Below are 17974 nucleotides of genomic sequence, written 5' to 3' on the forward strand. Positions count from 1 at the left end.
AGTTCAGTCCCCAAGAATGTTTGAATTACATTCACTCCTGCGGCTACACTGCAAACCAAACCTGAAGATGCTCTAAATTGGCAGGAATTGATGAATGGAGTCGGAGACGAGCGCGCACTCGATTACGAATCGCCTGTTCAATGGTTGGGAACACCGATTTCAGAATTGTCGCATCAACTTCTAACGGCTGATCTGCTAAGAGCATTGGAAATGCACGAACGATGAGCACTTCAAATTTGCAGCCGTAAGGTTTGCGGATGAAGCGTTCGACCAATACTTCAATCACTCAGAAAACGGCGCACCGTTTCCTGAGTGATTTGAAGATGGAGTTCAACTCATCGTTTTAAATATGAGTCGCGGTTCTAATGAGAATCAGTCGACAGGCTTGACGACTGAGGCACGTGTCCCTTTGGGGCCTTCTTCAGACTCAAAATCGACGTTTTGACCTTCGTAAAGCGATTCAAATGCCGCGTCTTGAACTGAGGAGACGTGAAAGAATAAATCTTTGCCCTGGTCTCCACCCGTGATAAATCCAAAACCTTTGTCAGCAACAAGCTTCTTAATCGTTCCTCGCTGCATTGCAGCCATCCTTACTTGAGAGCCACTGCTTGACTTGCCTGTTGAGAACTTCTCGAAGACGCAGTCAAAATCTTTGGCTCAAACACTCAAAAAAATACTCAGAAATCTACTCACTTCTCCCGGTTGCACAAACGCCGAAACTCAAGGCTTTCGGCCAGGATTTCGCTCAGAAGTGTTGAGCTGATGTTGAACGCTCCGGGACACAGGAAAACCTGTGAGTGAGCGAATCCTCATCGCTTCTCAACGTAGATTCTTAAGAAATACTGCGTTGTCGAATGACCTTGATCCCCCATGGAAGAGGGAGAGTGTCTGTGAAGACCTTTGGGAAATGAGATACTTCCACTCCCGAAGATTATACAGATCAACGATAGCTGTTCTATATCTTTTTGGGAAAAAATTTCAAAATCTCATCAAGTCATCCTGATGCGAGTTCAGGTGTGATTTCGGCACGTCGACTTGCTTGAGGGGGGCAATTCTGACATCGTTTGGGGCAGCTTCGAAGTTTGATAAAGCTTTGATTGCTCTTGCGTCATCAAGGATTGTCGACATCAAGTGAGGAATATCATGGAGAGAGTATTGTGGGGCCTGCTGTTTTGGGGAATCGGAAGCCAGTTTGCGATTGCAGAAACCCCAGTCCCTGACGCAAACAGGGCCTACCAGTATTTGAAAGATGTCTGTGACATCGGCCCGCGAATTTCCGGGACTGAAGGGATGCTGCGGCAGCAGAAAATGATCGCTGATCACTTTGCGAAGTTCTCCGCAGAGGTTCGCTATCAGGAGTTCGATGTCACGCATCCGCAAACCGGGGCACCTGTGCGGATGAAGAACATGATTGTTTCATGGCATCCCGATCGGGCAGAAAGAGTTCTCGTCTGCTGTCACTATGACACACGCCCGTTTCCCGATCAGGAAGCAACTGCAGCGAATCGTGCCAAGCCGTTCATCGGAGCCAACGATGGAGGAAGCGGAGTCGCATTGTTGATGGAATTCGCGCATCACATGAAGTCAATCAATCCCAAGCTGGGTGTGGACTTCGTCTTTTTTGACGGCGAAGAACTGGTCTATAGCAAAGACGACAAGTACTTCCACGGTTCTGAATACTTCGCGACTCAATACCGAGACAACCCTCCGAAAAACTTTCGGTATGTGAAAGGGGTTCTTCTCGATATGGTGGCGGATCGTAACTTGAACATTTACATCGAAAAGAACAGTTACAGGTATGCCCCGGAAGTGACGCGCAGCATCTGGGAGACTGCTCGGAGACTCGGTGTGCGAGAATTTATTCATCGCCAGAAATATGAAATTCGAGACGATCACATTCCGCTCAATCTCATCGCCAAAATCCCCACCTGCGATATCATCGATTTTGATTATCCCTACTGGCACAAGCGAAACGATTTGCCAGCTGCGTGCAGCGGGAAATCAATGTCGAAAGTCGGCAGGGTGGTACTGGCTTGGTTAGACGAAAATTGAACTTGCGAATTCTGCTTGCCGTGGTCCGGTCGTCTCCTGGTGGTCTTTGATCATCCGAGTTCTAAAATTGAGCGACAGCGTGAGGAGTCAACGTGAAGAATCAACGCACTTCATAGACTGATGAAACAAACAAAGCACCGCGTCCAGTTGTGGACGTGGTGCTTTGAAATATCAAACGGGTTGGTGTCTCAACGTGCGGTCAATCACCAGTTGGTGAGTTCACATGTTGAGCGTAGACCCGTGAAGGCTGCACTCAATCAGCACTCTCCAAACTCTTGACTCGGTTTAGTAAACCGGGACCGGATCAATGATTGCAGTTTGTGGGTACCCATATGGAGAGACAGCGGTTTGCGGGTATCCATAAGGCGCGACCGCTGTCGGGGCACCACCGGAGTAAGCACCTGGGTATGTTCCACAGGCACCAGTTGGACAAGCACCGCCGCCGTAACCTGCGCCACCATAAGTCGGTGGGTAGCCAGCTCCCCATCCGCCACCCGGGTAACCAAAGAGGCAGCATCCAGAACCAGAAAGCATCATTGCACAAGTGATAACTAAAGCGAACCGCTTCATTGTTGAAATCCTTTTCGAGAGATAGAGAGAGTTGCTGAATTCGAACCCTTCAAAACATTCATCGCTGATAAAAATGAATTGCTTTGAATTGGATATGGGTGAGTTGAATTTGTTTGAGGGGATTCAAGAAGCAGACAGGAATGTCCGCGTCGTTGATGGTCAGCACGATACGAGCGGTCGAAAAAACGGTCAACGTGAATTTAAGAAAATAGGAAAATAGTTCTAAAGTTTGAAAGTCTTTCAACCGAGGGGGGCGATTGCAGGTCGTAACGCACCCACCATTCAGTGGTTCAACTGGCTGAAAAACGAGGGATTCAGAGAGAGCGGAAGAGGAATTTTTTTTGTTTCAGGTTCTTGCAACACATTTCAGTGATTGGAGATGCGTCGATTTGTGGCCTTGGGGATGTCCGGTAGAAGGTGACGATCTGCTTCGATGGCGAGCTTAATTGTCAAACTTGTGGTATTTGTTGAGACCTGCTTCCTTTCGGTGACTCATCGAAGAAGAAATGGCCAAATGCCGAAGTTAAAGGGGAGACTGGTCGACAATCCGAGCAGTTCCAAAAATAATTTACTGTGCTCTTTTGTCAGCGCTCTTTTGAATGTGCAAACGCATGAAGAGCTGCACGAAGGCTAAGTTATTGGACATGAGTTCAGTCTTATCAGCGAACATCCTCATCAGCAAACATCGATCACTTCAGCAACTCCCTGCTCACAACACTCACCTCACCCACGGATCACCATGCCTTTATTCGGTTCTCATTTATCTATTGCCGGTGGATATTACAAAGCTGCCAATGCAGCTGGCGCGCTCGGAATGAACACCGTGCAAATCTTCACGAAGAACAATAATCAGTGGAAAGGGAAGCCGCTGACGGAAGAGGATGCGGAGGAGTTTAAGAAGGCTGTGGCGGAGCACGGGCTGGTCTCTCCATGTTCTCATGACAGTTACTTGATCAATCTGGCGAGTCCCAAGCCGGAGCTCTGGGAAAAGTCCCTCGAGGCATACGTTATCGAACTTGAACGGGCGGAGATGCTGGGGCTTTCGGGTGTGGTGATGCATCCGGGAAGCTATGTCGACAGCTCCGAAGAAGAGGGCTTGGCGAAAGTGATTGAGGGGCTGAACGAGGCACATCGCCGAACACCGGGCCTCAAAGTCCAAACCTGGGTTGAAGCGACCGCCGGGCAGGGAACGAACCTGGGGTACAAGTTCGAACATTTAGGGCAAATTCTACAACATGCAGAAGATGGTGAACGCTTTGGAGTTTGCGTTGATACTTGCCATATCTTCGCTGCCGGATATGGATTGAAAACTGAAAGCGAATACAACGAAACGATGCAACAGCTGGATGATCACGTCGGGATCAAGAATGTGAAAGCGTTTCACCTCAACGACAGCAAGAAAGAGCAGGGGAGTCGGGTCGACCGCCACGACCATATTGGCGAAGGGTTTCTGGGACTGGAACCGTTTCGGTTTGTGGTTAACGATCCACGTTTTGCCGGCTTGCCGATGTATCTGGAAACCAAGAAAGAAAAGCGGGATGGCGAAGAGATGGATGCAGTGAACTTACGGACGCTGAAGTCATTATTAAGCGTTGAGGAATAGGGCACATCTCGAAGGTTGCTTACTGACGAAACTTCCCTGAGTGCGGTTCTTGCTCTCATCCCTCGTCCCTGACGCCTTTTGAAAATGATGTCGGCGTTCTGACTCGTAGGCCTGTGTGAATAGAGCATCTTTCGAATTAGTTTGCAGGTTCTGCCTCGTGGCGAACAGCATTTTTACTTGAGAACTGCGTTCTACACGGGCAAACGGTAGAGCAACTGCTCTATTCACATGAAAAGCACTCTCTGCCGGCGCGACAGGCATTGAACATGCTCTCGCCATTCCTCCAGCAGCCGAAGCTTGGCTGCGCTAAGATTGTGTGTGGACGCGAACAGGGGGAGTGGCTTCATTGGAGCCCTCTGCTTCGCCTGCTGGTTCTTTCGGGAACTCAATTGTTTCCGGTTTTTCCCCAGCTGGCTGTTCGAGGACTGGTGTGTTTTTCTTGATGATTCTTCCTAGCCAGCCTGCCAGAAGGGCTGGGAGAAGAACGACGTCAGCAAGGAGTGCTGTGGTGACCAGAGCAGCCATTAACAAGCCGAATCTGGAGATGAGTAACAGGTCCGCACCCGAGACCATGACCATTCCAATCGAGATGGTCGCACTTGTCTGCCACATCGCGGGGCCGCAGTGTTGCAGTGCCATGACGACAGCATCTTCCTGGGTCATCCCGTGCCGAATTCCGTCCCGATACCAGGTGAGTAAATGCAGGGTTCCATCAATCGCAATTCCAAGCGCGACCGATGCGGTGATCATCGTTCCAATATCGACCGGCATTCCAATCCAGGCGACTAATCCGAAGACGACCCCGACAGGAAAGAGGTTCGGCAACATTGCTAGAAAGCCTGAAGTCGGGCTATACAAGAGGACAATCATTACGACAGCGATAATGCCAAACGCCAAGCCGAAACTCTTGATCAAAGATTCCAGGACTGCTTGTTGTGTTCGTAAGAAAAGGGGAACCATTCCGGTGACGAGGTAATCAGTCCCTGCTTCATCCGCGATCGTTTCTTGAATGATCTGTTCGAGTTCTGACGTCAGGATTGAGAAATTCACATCGGCAGTGATGATCGATTGAGCACGGACTCTCCAGATTTCGTCGTCTTCGAGGATTTGAATCTTTCGTTTTCCGTGAGTCATCAGATCCAGAGGAGCGGTCGCTTTTCGAGCGAACTGGCTTGTCTCTTCAATTGGACCTTCAAAAATTGCTTTCTGAATTCGCTGAAGAGTTCTGCCGTAGAAGACTTTTGTTCTGGTTGAGGCGTTCTCTGCAGGAGGTTCCACAGGATTCCGGAAGTCAGCGAGAGACATTGTCCCGGAGATCCAGCGATGTTTGGAGATGTTCTCTTCAACCTTGCGAACCAGTTCCATGCGGTCGTTGATGTTCATTTCGTCGACAGCTTGTTCGTTGAAACGAATGACGGTATCAACAGAGACAATTCCGGAAAGCCCTTCTTCCAGGAAGTGATAATCCTGACTGATCTGCGAGTGGGCGGGGAAATACCGAATCACTTTTGTTTCGGTTTTGAACCATTGCAGACCGGTGATGGAAAATATGAACAAGCCCACGCAAGAGGTTGTGATCAAGAATTGATGGTGGACAATTTTTCGGGCGAAATGTCCCCAGGCTGTGGCTTCTTTTTCTGCGTGCTCGGCAAACTTTTTTCCTCTTCCAGGCCAGACGCTCATCATCGATGGGAAGCCGAAGAGGATCATGAAAAGGGAAATCAGGCAGCCGATTGACGCATAAAACCCGAACTGCTGGACCGGAGCTAAGACGGCAAACAGAAGTGACGCCATGCCGATTGCGGTCGTAATGCTGGCGAGGGCGCAAGGTTGCCAGGCCATCTTCACGGCACTGACAATTGGATTTTCATCGCCGTTGGTGACGGCATGCTTCCAGTAGTTGGCGACATGGATTGCTCCCGACGTCGTCAACACAAGCAGCAAGTCAGGCAGGACAATCAAAACCATGTTGAGCGATTTTCCGGTCAGTGGAATCATCGCGATGACAACAAGGCAGGTGAAGACAGATGCCAGCGTCACCAGAATTGACAGCCGCACGCTTTTGAGCAACGTAAACGAAACAATAATGCTCACGAGTGCGGAAAGTAATATCGGTGCTCGTTTGTAGACATTCCAGATAGGGTAGTCCGTATTCCATACAGCGCGCTTCGCTGCTTCATTGAGCCTGATTCGGCTGATCGGAGTCCCTGCTAAGCGTAGCTCGTCAACTTCAATTCCTTGAGTGAGTGCTGTCGCTTCAACAATTTTTACGGTCCGCTCGATTTCATGATCATCAATATTCCCGAGAAGAATCGAAACTGCTACGGGAGCTCCTGCTGCGAAGAAGACATCTTCAACGAGGACCTGTTCACCTTCAACGGGTGAAGCCAATCCGTTGCGAATTCGAGAAACGACTTCCGTGTCCGATGTCATTTCTGGCCAGCGCAATTGGAAATCGTGGATCGGGAATTCGACCCGAATGTCCGTGGCCTGATCAATCTGCTTGTCATCGGGTTGGATTTGCTCCTCACCCGGAAGTTTGTTCACAGGCGGGAGGATCGATGCTTCAGCCTCGACGATTTCACTGACTCTCTTCCGGACGGTCTCCATACTCGCTGCGAGATCTTCGCGTCCTGCCTCTGAAAGTTTCACTTTCAAAAAGCCCACGCCGACCAAGGTTCCGGTGAGTCGCTTGACCGCGTCTTCTCGCGAGACCTTATTGTCGATCATCGTGCGGATGACGTCATGCGGGGTGGTGATTGATTCAACTCCCGCTCCCGCCGCGTTTGACTCAGCTTGAAGAGCAGTTGCGAATGATTCAACACGCGAGTCGTTCAGTGAACTGCTATCCCAGGAGACGACGAGTCGATGGCCACGTTCGAATTGCTCCGAGAACCATTCCAGCGACTGAGCATCTGGATCTTCTGCCGGGAGCCACGTTGTGATGTCGTTCTCAAGACTGACGTCCTTGAGAGCAATCACCAGTAACGGAGTCGTGAAGAGAAGCAGGACGACAACCCACAATGTGATGCCGTTTCCCCACCAGTCTCGGATATTAAAAATACGTTCCATGATCGGGAACGATCCATCATTAAGGAAAATCGAGAATGAACGCAAATTACAATGAATTTTGTACGGTTGTTCGTATGTTGACAGATTCTACGCGATCACCCAAGTGAGCAGGCAATGTTCGCGGCAGTAAAATCAAGGAAAACACGTTCCCAAGGAACATAATAGATACGAAGCAACTGTTCATTCGACTGTCCCCGTTTTGCCTTATCAGAGCAGGGCGGAAATTTTGCCTATTTGACCTGTTTTGCTTATCTCTCGCGGGTTGATGTCGTTTTTTGACTTGGCTGTTCTGGGCAACTCTGTTTTGTTCGAAGATTTGGGCCAGTAAACTTGGTTAGTGAAATCGGGGTGTTGAGAAAGTGGTGTTCAACGCGTTTCTAGAGTAGGTCCAATATGAGGCTTTACGTTCTGCCTCGTGGCGAGCAGTCTATGAAGTCATGAAAGTGAGCCTCATGGGAACGACCAGCATTGAATTCTCTTTAGAACTGATCCTGAAACTTGAAATTGCACTCTCAAACATTGAGGAAAGCGGCTATTCCAGAAGTTTTCGGACTGGTTCTAAATTGAAAAGCCTTAAGGAGTGGTCAATGCATCATTGGATGTCTCATCCCGATGAGCAGACCAACGGATTTGCGGGAGAGTTCGAGACAACTTCCAGTTCAATCGCCAGCCAACTCCAACTTAACGCCAACAGGTCAGATTACGTTGACGTATGCGATATCAGCCGGAATTGATTACAATTTCGCCTGCGGTCGCCATGAGGTGAAGTGTGAGAAAATCTGAACGTCCCTGTTCGATTCCAGAGTCCCTGCTGTGGACTTGTAGCTATCAGTTCGGGCAGGCTCTCGTCCTGCTCGCTTTCTTTTATCTCCTGGTCTTCGCTGGTTACGGATTCGATTGGCCCTCACAAGCGATGATTCTGCAACTGGCAATGGATCTGAATCTGGATCGTTCTTTTCTTTTGATCGGAGTCACGAGTTTAGGAGCTTTGTTCGTGGTCGTGCCGCTGATGCGTTTGCGACTCGGCCCAAACTTTCGTGAGACAATAGGCTGGCGAACTCCACGTCATGAAGAGGTAATCTTTGCGTTGGCCACTGTTATTCCGATTGCCGTTCTAGGTGATTTGATTTACGAATTATCTGGTTCGTTTCTGCATACAGGCATTACGCAACGGCTTTCGAGCCAAACACTTCAAACGTCATCTCTGGAATATCTGCAGTCGACCCTAAATGGTGTGCCCTATCCGATTTTGGTGGTTGCATTAGCTTTGGGACCTGCCGTGGGGGAAGAATTGATCTTTCGTGGCGTGATTGGTCGCGGGCTTGTTCATCGACACGGAGTTTGGGCGGGTTCAGTCATGACGGCGTTTCTGTTTGCAATCGCTCATGTTTCTCCCTCGCATGCGATTGCTACTCTTCCGATCGCGTTTTTACTGCAATTTCTCTACCTCAAAACCGGGACGATCTGGATTCCGATTTTCGTTCACTTTTGCAACAACTTGATCGCTGTGTCGATGATGCGATACGAATTCGTTCCTGATATCAACATTTCCCCATTTGCAGCGATTGGATTTTTGTCATATCTGATTGTGATTTTAGTCGCATTCGAAAGTCGTCGAAGGAACTGGAGTGTGTCGCAAGACTTTGTGTAGCAGGGACTTGAGGTGAAATCCCCGGGATGATACTCTAAAGCGGACGACGACTGGAAACTCTTTCATTGATTGAGTACACTTCTCGATTCGAAAAATCCTCCACTATATTTCATTTCTGAAAAGGCGACGGGACAATGGACCGTTCAAAATCGATCGTTGACGCGAAAACTGCTCTGGCAGAAAAATACGAACGACGGGCTGCTTTAACCAAAAGCTCGCCAAAGCGCAAACAATTTGCTTACAAAGCAGCTCGATATCGTCGACAAATTGCTCAGCTTCAGCATGGGCAGTAAATGATTGGCGTCACTGACGCTTTTCTTCGAAGATCTCCGAAAGAGTGCATAACGATGTCTGTGGCCGAACGACTTCAGGAGTTGGATCTCATTCTCCCAACTCCTCCTAAGCCGATTGCAGCATATGTTCCATGCGTGCAAACCGGTCAACTTGTCGTCATTAGTGGTCAGCTACCGATAACCGGTCAAGAATTGCTTGCCCGTGGTCCGGTTCCATCTGCAGCACCAGTTGATCAGGCTCAGTCTGCCGCACAGCAGTGCGTTCTCAATGGCTTGGCGATCTTGAATGAGCACTTGGAAGGTGATTTGGACCGCGTGACGCGCGTCGTCCGAATTGGTGTTTTTGTGCAATCTGATTCAGGATTTCACGATCAAGCTATCGTCGCCAACGGAGCGAGCGAGTTGCTTCAGCGAATTTTTGGCGAAAAAGGCAAACACGCCCGGGCTGCGGTTGGCGTAAACGCTCTGCCTTTGAACGCCTCGGTTGAAATCGAGTTTCTCTACGAAGTCGCTTAGTCGGCTGATCGTGCTCGCAATCGCTTTTCGCTAATTTATTATGAATCGCCAATGTCAAAAAATATTGGTTCGCATTCTTGCAGAATTGCAAATTCCGCTCACGTTCAGTGGTGTAATCTTCTTTTTCGATCTAGCTGAGAAAAACGGTACCTTCGGAGTATTCATTTCACTGCAATCAGCTTGTTGAGAAACTACCTCAGTTCGAAAAGAGTGTGATCAAACTTGGCTCTCTTAGCAGATTTTGAGAGGTAGGGTCTGAGGAACAACTCTTCAAATCCCTCTCCAGTTTTTAAAAAAGTGCAGGTTGATGAGCGTCAAGGCGATCAACAAGAATCCGAACACAGCACCTTCGTCAGTCCCTCTTGGCTGGTCGCTTGTGGGGTGCTTACCTCCCGGAAAAACTCTGGTGAAAACGGACATCACACTTCCCACCGTCAAGATTGGGCGTCTGTCGAGTTCCGATTTGTGCCTGAAGTCTCAACGTGTTTCCGGAGCACATGCTGAATTGCTCTTTATTGGTGAAACGCTTTTCATTCGAGATCTAAAAAGTACGAATGGAACTTTTCTCAACCGTAAACGTGTCACGCAGCCGATGCCGGTCTCATCTGGAGATCATATCGAACTCGCTGATATGGAGTTTCGTGTTCAATACACTGCACCAGTCCCAAAACGGGATGAAAGCACATACGCGGAGTTTAAGAAAACTGTCAAAGATCTGGTCACGATCGATGCAGACTGGATTTTAAGCCAATTCAACGATCTGATCTCACAGCGACGTGTGACACCGTACTATCAGGCCATTCTTGATTTTCGACAAGAACTCGTTGTCGGATATGAGGCACTTGCCCGCAGCGAAATGGCTGGGCTTGAGAATCCTGGGAAAATGTTCCATACGGCGGAACTGGTGAATCAGGAAGTCGACTTGAGTATTCTGTGTCGTGAGCGTGCTATTGAATTCGCTCACAATCTGGGGCTCCATGTTCCGATCTTTGTGAACACGCATCAGCATGAAGATATGGATCGCGACGTCTTACCTTCGCTTCGTCGATCTCTGCGTCGCTTTCCGGGAGTTTCGGTCGTTGTGGAATTTCACGAAAAGACGATTCAAAGTGCTTCGACAATGTTGGAGAACAAAAAGAAGCTGAAAGAGATCGGCGTCAAGGTCGCCTATGATGATTTCGGTGCAGGGCAATCTCGCTTACTTGAACTGATGAAAGCTCCACCTGATTACCTCAAATTTGATCGCTGCCTGATTCAAGATGTGCATCAGGCGAATCCGTATCAACATCGAATGTTGAAATCTCTGATTGAAACGGCCCATGAGGTCGGCATTGTGACGTTGGCAGAAGGGATTGAAGTTCGGGAAGAAGCCGAATTCTGTCGTGAGATTGGATTCGATCTCGCCCAGGGATTCTTCTTCGGCTATCCCAAACCCAATCCGACCCACGATGCAGAAGAATCGTTCTTCGAGTTCGCATAGAGCGTACCGAACCTCTCCTCACCTCCTTGTGACAAGCAAGCATTCGGTGCGACCGTGAAATTGATTTTTACGGTCACAGAATAAATTGCATGCTTCAAGATTGTTTCGTTAGAGGTGTGCTATCAGGTTTTCGGATTTCGAAGATCTGAAATCCTTCTGACGAAGGGACTTCGATTGCTTTGAAGTCCTCATTGAAGATCCGCACTTCGAATCCACGGTCCAATGCCAGCTGATAAAACTTTGGGGATTGATACCGTCCTGGGTCGGCGAGCCAACATAGGCCATTCGGCTTCAACATCAGGTTGAGCAGGTCGAGAAGGACTGAGTGAATCGGCGCATCGTAAGTCACCTCGCAGCCAAAAATGGCATCAAACTGCTCGCTCTTCGGTTCTCGCCAGTCGAGTTGCATCACAGGTGGGTCTTTAAAACCGTTTTCGAGTGCATTCTTGCGGCACATGAAAAGTGCTGTCGGATCATAATCACTGAAGGTGACCCGATCTCCACGTGACATCGCCGCTAACCCAACGAGGCCCAGTCCCGATCCGAGCTCCAGAACCGAATCCTCAGGACTCCAGGGGGCGTTGAGAATCGCTTTAGACATCTTGACTGCTGCCGGCCACAGATATGCCCAGAATGGCATGTAGTCATTGCGTACATTCGCAGCCGCGACATCTGCATCGTCGAGGAAAAGATCTGGATCGATCGGGCGATGTAACGAGATGGTCGACTCGCCAATATTGTACTCTTCAAGACGCCAGCCACCCGGGATCTCGGGAAACGTTGACAGGTCATCACTCAGTTCAGGAAACGCGGAAGCGGTTCGTTTCTCGTTGCGAGAATTCGAAGGAGGTTGTGGCGGGGTCGGCGGCATTGATACAGCTGTAGGTTGAAAACGCGGTCAGGGAGAATGTTTGAGGATGGATCGGGAACCCGAATCTGATCTCTTCATTTTGGAGACGGCCTCATTGTCATCACCAGGCTGAGATATTTTTGTATCGGTCTCGTGAACATCACTTAAGACCGATACTCTACACAGCCACTAGAGAAATGTCTTTCTTCGGTTTGTTGTATCTTGGCTTTTGTCGGTATCGACTTCCCTGTCTGGTGAGTCATTGGAGGCGAAGTCGAACGAGAAGATTGTTCGGGAGTTGGGACTCAAATGCGGCTACTGTGCCAAATTTGATGCGAAATATGTTCGGAGACTGGATCTATTATCCCGTAGCTGTGGTTCTCCTGCTGGCAAACGTTGCCAGTTGGGCGGGGACATTCTATCGCTTGCCCGGAAACTGGATCGTCGTGGCGAATTCTGTTCTCGTGATGTGTTTGCTTCCACAACGTCAGAGCGGGCTGGGGCTGGGCTGGTTTTCGATTTGCCTGCTCATTGTTCTTGCCATCTTGGGAGACTCGTTTAACTACGCTTCGAAGCGACATCAAATTTTTTCCCCACAGGCGAGTGAACCGGTCCGTCAACGTGTCCTCGTAGGGGCTGGAATCGGGAGTCTGACGTGTCTCCTCGCCGGAATGGCGGTTCCGGTGATTGGATCACTATTGGCTGTTTTAGGAGCCGTTGGTGGAGCAGCGGGAGGTGCCTGGCTCGGGTCGGTGATCTCTCCCCGGCAGAATTTGATGCACCAGGAGGTGAGCCAGGAGGGGCTCGATCAGCAGAGGCTCGCTGAGCAGGGGCCAAGCCTTCTGAAACTCGCTGCTCAAAGAGCAGGTCTCATTACGCCATCTCCCGGACCAAAAATACTTTCGGATGATCAACGCAAGCTGATTCCTCGACTTCTTGTCGGAGCCATCATGGTCACCATTGCGGGATATGCGAGTCTGTTTTGAACGAAGCTCCTCGCTGTAACCCGAACATTCAATACAGCAATCTTGTTTGTCGCAATTCATTGCCTCATAAAACAGAACTTTGTGTAAATCCTTTGCATTTTGCTCATAAAAGGCGATGATTCCACAACAAGAACATCCTACCTATGTTCACCAAGTTCCGGTGCAACATGACTTTTTGCTCAGCGAGCCTGAACCATGATGATGAAAAAGACTTTACTGCTGTGTTCCGTGACCCTTCTCTGTTTTGCTCTTCCGAATGAGAGCGAAGCCGGACGACGTAACTGTGCTCCTCGGAAGCAAGCATGCGTTCCGGTTTCAAGCAACGGTTGTCGGATGATGACCTATCAGGAACTTGCGGCGTCACAAGATTTGACAGCTAAGCACCTTTTTGAAGCACGTGAAAACGAAAAGAAGCTTCAGGAAGATGTCGCGGCAGCCAATGACGAACTCGCAGCCATGAGGGAGAAACTCGCAGCGATGGAAGCTGAGAAGAAGAGCCTCGCAGCGAAATTGGCAAACTCACAGAAGGTCGCCAAAGAGCAGATGGCTCAGATTGCTAACCTGAAGAAAACTGTCGCTGACAAAGACAAAGCAATCGCACAAGAGAAAGCCAATAGCAAAAAAGCATTGGCAAACGCTGAGCAGCAAAAAAATGTTGCAGAGAAGAGCCTTGCCGAATCTCAGAAACAATTGAAAGCGACTCAGGATCAACTTGCTAAAGCAAAGCAAGATGCTGAAGCGCAAAAGAAAACTGTTGCACAACTTCAGAGTGAGAACAAAACTCTGAAAGAATCTGCGATGAGAAGTGAAACACCGAAGGTGGAAGCCGAAGCCAAGAAAGAAGAGGGCTCAGATGAACTTCCTCCATCGCCCGCAGAACCCGAACGATCAGAATAGTCAGCCTCTCTGGTAGCTGAATGATCCTTGAAACCCGTCATTGGAACCCAATGGCGGGTTTTTCTATGCGCGAAGATCACTGCGCCAAGACTTCAAGACCCTGAACTGCCGATTTGAATTCATGGTGCGAAGCAATCAATTCAATCCTTAACTCTTCAATCGTGAAAAATGCCTCCTCGTCGTCGACCTGTGAAATCGACTGAAGCTGTCACGCAGCATCATTTGAATCCCAATCAGTTTGTGGATGCGTTTCTATCGTATCTGGAGGCGGAATGTGGGATGTCGATCAACACGGTGAAGGCGTACCGAAATGATGTCGAGCAGTTTGCCAGTTGGATGAGCGAGAATCGAATCGGCTCGGTTCTGGATGTCGACCTGGGGATCATGTCTCAGTTTCTGCAGACGCTGCATGAAAGAGAACTTAAAGCGACGACGATTTCACGGCGGCTGGTGGCGTTAAAAATGTTCTTCCGGTATCTCGTTCTGGAAGGGATCATCGCTGAGAGTACCGTCGACCTGATGTCGTCGCCCAAGCTTTGGCAATACCTGCCCACAGTGCTCAGCCCGGAGATGGTGGATCGCCTGCTTGATGCGCCGACATGGGAAGATAGTTTCCCGAAACGGGACCGCGCCATTCTTGCCATCCTGTATGCCACTGGGTGTCGAGCTTCGGAAGTGAGTGGAATGCGACTACGAGATATCCGTCTCGAAGAGAACTACTGCCGATGCACCGGAAAGGGGAACAAGGAACGGATTGTCAATTTGAATCCGTTTGCACGTAAAGCGATTGAGGAGTACCTCGAGAAAGAGCGGCCAAAGCTTCTTCGTAACCGAGAGAGTGAGTTCTTGTTTCTTACGCGTACCGGTCGAGCAATCACGCGCATCATGGTTTGGCATGTCGTGAAGAAGTACGCTGCTCGAGTTGGTTGCAGCGACAAAATCAGCCCGCACACCCTCCGCCACAGTTTCGCAACTCACATGCTCGCCGGTGGAGCTGAGATCCGTGCCCTGCAGGAAATGCTCGGTCACGCCAGCATTCGCACCACGCAGATCTATACCCAGGTCGAACATAGTCGCCTCAAATCGATCCACTCAAAGTGCCATCCACGCGGCTGAGTCGTCACAATCAAGAAACGATTCTGGTACGCTGTTGCTTGGATCAGAACACTTGATGTGACCGGTGATGTGACCGGGAAATCGAAGTTGCGGGGTGAGTTGGTGAGGATCGTAGTGATGTTGGCAGACTGTTCCAAATGCTGTGACGGACTCTCTGTCCGGGCGGCCGTGTTGCTGGGCACATTTTTTCTGCTCTTTCTGGAAGGGACATTCAAGGATCTTTACGCTGGTGAAAATCACGAAGTCTGGGTACAGCAATGGGGACTGAGTTCGGCAACTCAGCCCATCGATTACGATGCGGGGCATCGTCATTTGCTGGCAAGACATCACAGGGTCGTCGTGCTCTGGGACGCAAAGCGAGGATTGGCGCTGCGGCGCTTCCCATCGTCCGGGGCGGTGAAAACTCTGCGGTTTTATGGGGATGATGCTGTTCTCATAGAAGCTGGCAAGGCCGTTTCGATCTTTGACAAACAGAGCGGAAAGCTACTTCGGGAAATTCAATTGGGTGATTCGGGATCGATTCATTTCTTGATGTTTCGAGATGACGAGCCGGTGTTAGTCGCGTCTTGTGGCCGAGAAGAAATTCACGTCTGGGATTTGGAGTCGGGAGAAACGTTGCAAACTTTCCCGGCAGAAGGAAGGGTGAGTGCTGCGACCGTGACGCCAGATCAGCAGTACCTGTTGACTGGCTCGGAAGATGGTGTCGGGATTCTCTGGAATCTTGAAGATGGAACTGTCCATCAAAGATTTCGCTCTCCGGTCGGCATCTCAAAAGTGGTGTTCAGCCCGGATGGTCGAAAGTGTTTGACGATCGGTTCCGGTGAGTTTTGGTATACACCACGGGTGGTCGTTTGGGATGTCGCGACAGCGGTCCCGTTGCTAGCGATTCCACGAACTGTTCGCGATGCCGATTTCACAGAGGGTGGAATTCGTTTGATCGATCCGGACGGAGTTGAGGAACTCTGGGCATTTGATCGACATGAACAGGCTCCTGCTAAAGAGGAATGGGAAACATTCCAGCAGTCTCCAGATGATCGAGTTTTGTTCACTCCTGATCAGTGGTTGCTGCGCATCAATGAGGAGGCTCGTACGGTCTCACTCATCGAGTCGGGCTCAACTGGTCAAACTCTCGAAGTCCCAACTGAGACTGCTTTTTTTGATGCGGATCATCATTCGCCCATTGCATTTTCGAGGACAGGGCGCTGGTTGTTGTCTGGGGGATCAACCTGGGGGCGTCGCGGAAATCTCGGAGCCCTTTGGGATCTTGAAAAAGGTGAAATGAAACTCGGCTTTGAAAATATATTCGTTGGAGCCTTTGATTTAAACGAGAAACAAGTTGCTGTTTCAACACGTCGAGAACTGAAGCTATTTAGTCTCGACACTGGAGACGTTTTACAAACGTTTCGAGTCCAGCCCGATCAGCCTTATTCGAATGGTGAAATTACATCTGCACAGTTCACTCATGATGGGAAGCGGCTATTGATTTCTCTTGGGGACTGGTACGACGGTGATGGTGGAGGCATCTTGCTTTGGGATTGCGAAAGCGGAGAAGTCATTCGCAACTATTCCTCTTCCAGCAAGGCTGTCATTTCCGCAGGTTTTGGAGTTGATGAAAAACAGATCATCGCTGCATTGTCACCGGGGAATGACGGAAGTGCCGGGGTCAATGAGGTGAGTCTCATTGATGTCGAGAGCGGGGAAACCTTGAAGTCGAAAACTTTCGCCGATTGGGGGATCGGAGTCGGCCAGATTGATCCAACAGGACGATTGATTCCCGTCATTTCTTACGATAGTGAATCGATCTATCGACACAGGTCACCGCTGGCTTCACTTTTACAAACCGGGGATCTCGAACCTGTCCACGAAGATTTTCGAGGTCAACAAATCTCTTGGGATTTCACTGGAGAGACACTGGCTTCCCACGTTCAAAAAGGTGTGTTGGAGTTTCGTGCGGCCAGTTCCGGAAAAACTCTTTTGAAACGCCCAACCTCATTGAGTGCTTATAACTCAACTCTCTTGCAGCCAGCTGGAATGCTCATTGCCGGATCGCTCAGAGATCCTCGCCGACCGGGAAAAGTTTCAAGCTATGCGGTAGGAGTCGAGGACATTCTCACCGGAGAAGTTCAGGGAGAGTTCTATCTCTTTCCCGGAGAAGATGACTGGCTAATCAAGACTGAAAGTGGCGTCGTGAACGGTTCGAAAGCAGGGCTTGGACGTGTGACTCAACGAACCATCGGAACGCTTCAGGTCGAGCCTGACCGAAAGTGGACCGGCGAGATTGTCGATGCAACTGCAGTGGGGAAGGTGTTGACGAAACCGCTTCCGAAGGGGGCTACGCTTAGCGAGGAATTGCAAAAAACTCCAAAGTTTGAACTACCTTCGGAAGAGCTTCGCCGTAACGATCAGGAACCGTGGTATGACCACAGCATGCAGCGACGAATCGAAATTGCTAAGAAACTGGAAGCTGCCGGAGCCGAAGTTAAAGTCGATATTCATAAGGCGATACAGTACGTTCACCTTGAGAAAAAAAGTGTCACGAGTGAACTGCTCAACGAACTGCGCTGGGCAGGTCGAATCGATCGGCTGTATCTGGCGAAGACTGGGATCACTGATCGACAGCTTGATTTCGTAGGGCTTCAAATACATGTGAAAAGACTGTCGCTCTGGGGCAACCCCATCACTGACAAAGGCATCGTCGAGCTGACTTCAATGTGGAGTCTGGAGGTTCTGGATATCCATGACACCAAGGTCACCGCCAACGGTCTGAAGGCATTGAGTGAGCTTCCGAATCTCAAGATGCTAATCATTCCAAAACAAGTCAATCTGGACGATCTCTCGCCATTGCGGGCCAAGCATCCCGCACTCGAGATTGTGCCACGATAGGGCAA

The 17974-nt window shown here is 49.7% G+C and carries 15 protein-coding genes; 11 read left to right on the forward strand and 4 right to left on the reverse strand.

Translation table 11 applies throughout. The annotated features are described in order from the left end of the window. Positions 1-372 precede the first annotated feature (372 nt). A complete protein-coding gene (locus ACN0YR_RS13865) occupies positions 373-579 on the reverse strand; it encodes a cold-shock protein (RefSeq protein ID WP_145196297.1) in 207 nt (68 codons plus the stop codon). Positions 580-1143: 564 nt separating this feature from the next. Here ACN0YR_RS13865 and ACN0YR_RS13870 point away from each other — a divergent pair. Next, a complete protein-coding gene (locus ACN0YR_RS13870) occupies positions 1144-2052 on the forward strand; it encodes a M28 family peptidase (RefSeq protein ID WP_417849835.1) in 909 nt (302 codons plus the stop codon). A gap of 285 nt (positions 2053-2337) precedes the next feature. On the opposite strand, the gene ACN0YR_RS13875 is transcribed toward ACN0YR_RS13870, so the two are convergent. Beyond that, entirely contained in the window at positions 2338-2622 is a 285-nt protein-coding gene (locus ACN0YR_RS13875; RefSeq protein WP_417849836.1) for a hypothetical protein, read from the reverse strand. A gap of 739 nt (positions 2623-3361) precedes the next feature. Here ACN0YR_RS13875 and ACN0YR_RS13880 point away from each other — a divergent pair. Then, the gene (locus ACN0YR_RS13880) at positions 3362-4225 is read left to right on the forward strand and encodes a deoxyribonuclease IV (RefSeq protein WP_417849837.1); all 864 of its coding nucleotides are present in this window, start codon (positions 3362-3364) and stop codon (positions 4223-4225) included. 306 nt (positions 4226-4531) lie between these two features. Here ACN0YR_RS13880 and ACN0YR_RS13885 read toward each other — a convergent pair whose 3' ends face one another. After that, positions 4532-7297: an efflux RND transporter permease subunit gene (locus ACN0YR_RS13885; protein WP_417849838.1), complete on the reverse strand. Its 2766-nt coding sequence runs from the start codon at positions 7295-7297 to the stop codon at positions 4532-4534. A 452-nt stretch (positions 7298-7749) separates the two neighbouring features. On the opposite strand from ACN0YR_RS13885, the gene ACN0YR_RS13890 reads away from it, so the two are divergent. From ACN0YR_RS13890 to ACN0YR_RS13910, 5 genes are all read left to right on the forward strand, one after another. Continuing rightward, positions 7750-8031 (forward strand): hypothetical protein, encoded by a 282-nt coding sequence (locus ACN0YR_RS13890; RefSeq protein ID WP_417849839.1) that lies wholly within the window; start codon positions 7750-7752, stop codon positions 8029-8031. Positions 8032-8066: 35 nt separating this feature from the next. Next, positions 8067-8948, forward strand: coding sequence for a CPBP family intramembrane glutamic endopeptidase (locus ACN0YR_RS13895; RefSeq protein WP_417849840.1), 882 nt, complete (start codon positions 8067-8069; stop codon positions 8946-8948). Between the two features lie 134 nt (positions 8949-9082). Continuing rightward, positions 9083-9241, forward strand: a complete 159-nt coding sequence (locus ACN0YR_RS13900; RefSeq protein ID WP_417849841.1) for a hypothetical protein — start codon at positions 9083-9085, stop codon at positions 9239-9241. A 54-nt stretch (positions 9242-9295) separates the two neighbouring features. Continuing rightward, a complete protein-coding gene (locus tag ACN0YR_RS13905) occupies positions 9296-9757 on the forward strand; it encodes a RidA family protein (RefSeq protein WP_417849842.1) in 462 nt (153 codons plus the stop codon). Positions 9758-10064: 307 nt separating this feature from the next. Next, positions 10065-11237: an EAL domain-containing protein gene (locus ACN0YR_RS13910; RefSeq protein ID WP_417849843.1), complete on the forward strand. Its 1173-nt coding sequence runs from the start codon at positions 10065-10067 to the stop codon at positions 11235-11237. 94 nt (positions 11238-11331) lie between these two features. On the opposite strand, the gene ACN0YR_RS13915 is transcribed toward ACN0YR_RS13910, so the two are convergent. Further along, positions 11332-12108 (reverse strand): class I SAM-dependent methyltransferase, encoded by a 777-nt coding sequence (locus tag ACN0YR_RS13915; protein WP_417849844.1) that lies wholly within the window; start codon positions 12106-12108, stop codon positions 11332-11334. A gap of 311 nt (positions 12109-12419) precedes the next feature. Between ACN0YR_RS13915 and ACN0YR_RS13920 the strand changes: the two genes are divergently transcribed. From ACN0YR_RS13920 to ACN0YR_RS13935, 4 genes are all read left to right on the forward strand, one after another. Then, positions 12420-13073 carry a hypothetical protein gene (locus ACN0YR_RS13920; protein ID WP_417849845.1) on the forward strand — a complete coding sequence of 218 codons (654 nt, stop codon included), beginning with the start codon at positions 12420-12422 and terminating at the stop codon, positions 13071-13073. A 195-nt stretch (positions 13074-13268) separates the two neighbouring features. Continuing rightward, complete coding sequence (locus ACN0YR_RS13925; protein ID WP_417849846.1) at positions 13269-13970, forward strand: hypothetical protein; 702 nt, start codon at positions 13269-13271, stop codon at positions 13968-13970. Between the two features lie 168 nt (positions 13971-14138). Continuing rightward, on the forward strand, positions 14139-15086 hold the full coding sequence (xerD, locus tag ACN0YR_RS13930; RefSeq protein WP_417849847.1) for a site-specific tyrosine recombinase XerD: 948 nt from the start codon (positions 14139-14141) through the stop codon (positions 15084-15086). A 117-nt stretch (positions 15087-15203) separates the two neighbouring features. Then, a complete protein-coding gene (locus tag ACN0YR_RS13935) occupies positions 15204-17969 on the forward strand; it encodes a hypothetical protein (protein ID WP_417849848.1) in 2766 nt (921 codons plus the stop codon). Positions 17970-17974: the final 5 nt, after the last annotated feature.

The organism is Thalassoglobus sp., from assembly GCF_048270125.1.
Lineage (GTDB): Bacteria > Planctomycetota > Planctomycetia > Planctomycetales > Planctomycetaceae > Thalassoglobus.

Coding starts and splice junctions, on each gene's coding strand:
- ACN0YR_RS13935 (WP_417849848.1), top strand. CDS start 15,204: ATGTTGGCAGACTGTTCCAAATGCTGTGACGGACTCTCTGTCCGGGCG.
- ACN0YR_RS13910 (WP_417849843.1), top strand. CDS start 10,065: ATGAGCGTCAAGGCGATCAACAAGAATCCGAACACAGCACCTTCGTCA.
- ACN0YR_RS13890 (WP_417849839.1), top strand. CDS start 7,750: ATGGGAACGACCAGCATTGAATTCTCTTTAGAACTGATCCTGAAACTT.
- ACN0YR_RS13865 (WP_145196297.1), bottom strand. CDS start 579: ATGCAGCGAGGAACGATTAAGAAGCTTGTTGCTGACAAAGGTTTTGGA.
- ACN0YR_RS13880 (WP_417849837.1), top strand. CDS start 3,362: ATGCCTTTATTCGGTTCTCATTTATCTATTGCCGGTGGATATTACAAA.
- xerD (WP_417849847.1), top strand. CDS start 14,139: ATGCCTCCTCGTCGTCGACCTGTGAAATCGACTGAAGCTGTCACGCAG.
- ACN0YR_RS13875 (WP_417849836.1), bottom strand. CDS start 2,622: ATGAAGCGGTTCGCTTTAGTTATCACTTGTGCAATGATGCTTTCTGGT.
- ACN0YR_RS13925 (WP_417849846.1), top strand. CDS start 13,269: ATGATGATGAAAAAGACTTTACTGCTGTGTTCCGTGACCCTTCTCTGT.
- ACN0YR_RS13920 (WP_417849845.1), top strand. CDS start 12,420: ATGCGAAATATGTTCGGAGACTGGATCTATTATCCCGTAGCTGTGGTT.
- ACN0YR_RS13905 (WP_417849842.1), top strand. CDS start 9,296: ATGTCTGTGGCCGAACGACTTCAGGAGTTGGATCTCATTCTCCCAACT.
- ACN0YR_RS13915 (WP_417849844.1), bottom strand. CDS start 12,108: ATGCCGCCGACCCCGCCACAACCTCCTTCGAATTCTCGCAACGAGAAA.
- ACN0YR_RS13870 (WP_417849835.1), top strand. CDS start 1,144: ATGGAGAGAGTATTGTGGGGCCTGCTGTTTTGGGGAATCGGAAGCCAG.
- ACN0YR_RS13900 (WP_417849841.1), top strand. CDS start 9,083: ATGGACCGTTCAAAATCGATCGTTGACGCGAAAACTGCTCTGGCAGAA.
- ACN0YR_RS13885 (WP_417849838.1), bottom strand. CDS start 7,297: ATGGAACGTATTTTTAATATCCGAGACTGGTGGGGAAACGGCATCACA.